Source organism: Streptomyces sp. SM10 (assembly GCF_002910915.1).
GTDB lineage: Bacteria > Actinomycetota > Actinomycetes > Streptomycetales > Streptomycetaceae > Streptomyces.
The window spans coordinates 1-3,425 of record NZ_NEUF01000170.1; the positions used below are offsets into that span (position 1 = coordinate 1).

Genomic DNA, 3,425 nt, shown 5'->3' on the forward strand with positions numbered 1-3,425 from the left:
CCGCCGGCTCCCGGTCGCTCGCGGTGATCCCTAGCACGCAGTCACGGCAGCGCCAAACTGCCCGATCACCGGATCCTCATGGACCACCGCACTCCTTCAAGCTCCACGCCCCGTCGGCTCCCGCCGTGCGGCGGGACGTTCGCAACGGAGAACTCCATGCACCACGAAACCCCGCCCCCGACCGCCGCGTCCGATCCGCGTCACCTTCAGGCCGCCCTCTGTTCCGCGCTCGGGCAGCGCGGCCTGGAGTGCACCGTCGAGTACGGCCTCAGCGACTACATCGTCCACGCCGAGCTTCCCGACGGCAGTTCGCTGATCATCTCGCCCCCGCAGGAGCCACCCTCCGAGCACCCCGAGACCCCGGAAAGCTGGATGGTCACCCGCCACCGGTCCGCCGAGCCCGCCGTCTACGAGGTGATCTACGACTCCGAGCCGGACGGTCCGCATGCGCGCCACGGCGGCAGCGTGCCGGATCTCCTCTCCGCTGTCGACGCCCGCCTGGACCAGCTTGGCGTACCGACACGCCAGGAGCAGGAACGTTCCAGCAAGGCGCGCGCCGCCACCGTGCTCCCGCCCGACTCCGCTCCATCCCGGGCGAGGGTCGCTCTCGCCTCTTCGCCGTCGGTCGGCCAGCGCGTGCTCCCGACCGGTCCGCCGCCGGAGTCTTCCGCGCGGGCCGCGCCGCCGCCGGCCAGTTCCTCATCCGCTCCCCGGCTCTGACCGACCGCGATCCAGGAGTCCTCCGTGCACCGCACCCTCAGAACTGATCCGCCCGTCGCCCGCACCTGTAACCGCACCCGCCTCGGATGGATCTGCCATGCCCAGCCACTACGACGTGCTGCCCGACCTGGCCTTCGGCCACCACCCCGTCCACGGCATCGTCGCCGCGAACCCGAAGAACCTCGCGGCCAGCACCTGGATGCTCAAGGGATTCGACTTCCATCCCGTCGCCGACCAGCCGACGTTGTACGCGCTGGCCGACCAGAACCGTGACGGACACGGCCGTACGAGCCGGGCCATCGAGCTGCTGCGCAAGGCCGGCTACCAGGTCGATGTGGACGTCGCACTTGACCCTGCGCTGGCGCCCGACACGGCACAGATACGCGACAGCGGTCCGCTCGGTGAACCAGACGTCGCCTTCGCCGATCACCCGCAGCTCGGCATCGTCGCAGCCCTCGACGACCGTGTCTCCGGCCTCAGCGGGCTCGCGCTGGTGGAGGACGGCTGGCGGCACAACTCGAGCCTGGACATCTACACGCTCCCCGCGACCACCGATCGCGTCGAGGCGCTGGGGAAGGTCGCCGACGCCACGGTGGCCCTGCAGCGTTCGGGGCTGCAAGTCGCGGTGCAGCCCCGCCTCGCTCAAGAGGTGACGGCCCGGCCCCGCCCTGCCGCGACGCCGACCGCCGCGCGGGCGCGAGGCCATGGTCCGGCTCGCGCGTCTCCGTTGAGCGCCGCCGCGCTCGCCGCCAGCCCGGCCCGCGCCGGTATCCCCGGCAGGGCGCCGGTCCCCGCCGTCAACACAGCGGCGGTCCGGCCGGTTGACCCCCGCATCGCGTACTCCCGCAACCGCTGATCCAACTCCTCAAGGAGGCCCCCTATGGCCGTGAAGACGATCTGGCCTATCGACCACACCTGCGGTCACCATGCCGACCGCGACTTGTCCGACCGCCGCGCTGGCTTCGTCGAATGGCTCCAGGCAGGAGTGCTCAGTTATCTGCACCAACCTCCCTCGTTGACCAGCGTGCTGGACGAGCTGATCGACGAGGAGGACATGTGGACCCGCGGCATGAGCTGATGGAGGGCCGGGCCGAACTGCCCCGGGCCTCTGGCTGGCCTCGTCCCGCTCCCAGCCAGCCTGGCCGCTGGCGGGGCCTCGGTCCCGGGCCCATGCCGTCCTTCAGCGGCCCACTGGCCAGGTCCCATGCCTAGGAACCCATCCGGGCCGCAAGCCCAACACATACGATCGGCTCCCTCCCTGACATCGTTAGGCGAGACGCCTTGGTGTAATCAGTTAGCCTGGGTGGACGAGCGAGCAGGAGAACCACACGTATGACCAGCACCAGCGGTCCCGGCGCCGATCCTGCGCCGAAGCCGAAGCGTCGCACCTTCACCGCCGAGTACAAGCTGCGGATCGTCGCCGAGTACGACGGCGCCCCGGCCGGCGAGAAGGGCGCCATCCTGCGCCGCGAGCGCCTGTACCACTCGCACGTGATCGAGTGGCGTACCGCCCGCGACGCCGGTGCGCTCGCGCAGCTGACCGACCACCGCACCAGTCCCGCCCGCCCCAGGAAGCACCCGGCCGAGGCCGAGAACGCCAAGCTGCGGCGGGAGAACGAGCGGCTGCGCACGGAGGTGGACCAGAAGAACGCGGCACTGGAGGTGCTGGGAAAAACACACGCGCTCTTGCAGTCACTGTCCAGGAGCGCGGACTGAGCCACGTCCTGGACGGCCATCTGCACGCGGCGGTCGAGGAGTTGAGGCTGCTGGTGGGCATCGTGGATGCCTGCCGGATCACCGGACGTTCCCGGGCGACCCACCACCGGCGGCTGCATCCCAGGCCGCCGGCACCTGGGCGACCGCGTCCGGCCCCGGTCACCGCACTGTCGGCCGCAGAGCGGGCCACCGTGCTGGCGCTGGTGAACAGCGACGAGTACGCCGAACTTCCGCCGGCCCAGATCTACGCCCGCGAACTGGACGAGGGCCGCTACCACTGCTCCGAGCGCACGATGTACCGGATTCTGAAGGAGGCCGGGCAGGACGGCGAGCGGCGCCGGATCGCCACCCATGGTGCCAGGACCGTGCCCGAGCTGGTCGCCGACGCCCCTTCGCAGGTGTTCACCTGGGACATCACGAAGCTGGCGGGTCCGGACAAGGGCATCTGGTATCACGCCTACGTCATCATCGACATCTACAGCCGCTACATCGTCGGCTGGACAGTGGAGCGGGCCGAATCAGCCGACCGGGCCGAGGAGCTGATCCGCGAGACGATCCTGCGCAACGGCATCGTGCCCGAGACCGTGCACGCCGACCGGGGCACCTCCATGACCTCCAAGAAGGTCTCCCAGCTGCTGATTGACCTCGGTGTCACTCGCAGCCACTCACGCCCCAAAGTGAGCAACGACAACCCCTACAGCGAAAGCCACTTCAAGACCGCCAAGTACCAGCCCGACTTCCCGCGCAGGTTCGACTCGCTGACGCACGCCCGGGAGTGGATGGACGGCTTCATCAGCTACTACAACCACGTCCACCGGCACTCCGGGATCGGCTACCACACGCCGGCCAGCGTGCACTTCGGCACCGCGGAACTGGTACGTGAGCAACGAGCCACCACCCTCACAGCCGCCTACGAACGGCACCCGGAACGGTTCAACCGCCGCCCCGTCCCACCATCGATCCCCCGCCAGGCATGGATCAACGACCCC

The 3,425-nt window shown here is 69.8% G+C and carries 5 protein-coding genes; all 5 read left to right on the forward strand.

Features of this window, described 5'->3' with window-relative positions; all coding sequences use genetic code 11:
* Nucleotides 1-156: 156 nt before the first annotated feature.
* Nucleotides 157-720, forward strand: a complete 564-nt coding sequence (locus B9S57_RS27565) for a hypothetical protein (RefSeq protein WP_103515315.1) — start codon at nucleotides 157-159, stop codon at nucleotides 718-720.
* A 97-nt stretch (nucleotides 721-817) separates the two neighbouring features.
* A complete protein-coding gene (locus tag B9S57_RS27570; RefSeq protein WP_103759906.1) occupies nucleotides 818-1,576 on the forward strand; it encodes a hypothetical protein in 759 nt (252 codons plus the stop codon).
* Between the two features lie 24 nt (nucleotides 1,577-1,600).
* Nucleotides 1,601-1,798, forward strand: coding sequence for a hypothetical protein (locus tag B9S57_RS34720; protein WP_181011498.1), 198 nt, complete (start codon nucleotides 1,601-1,603; stop codon nucleotides 1,796-1,798).
* A 254-nt stretch (nucleotides 1,799-2,052) separates the two neighbouring features.
* Entirely contained in the window at nucleotides 2,053-2,436 is a 384-nt protein-coding gene (locus tag B9S57_RS34725; protein WP_181011488.1) for a transposase, read from the forward strand.
* 20 nt (nucleotides 2,437-2,456) lie between these two features.
* Nucleotides 2,457-3,425, forward strand: a 969-nt coding sequence (locus B9S57_RS27580; RefSeq protein WP_107499030.1) for an IS3 family transposase, incomplete at its 3' end; no start/stop codon positions are given.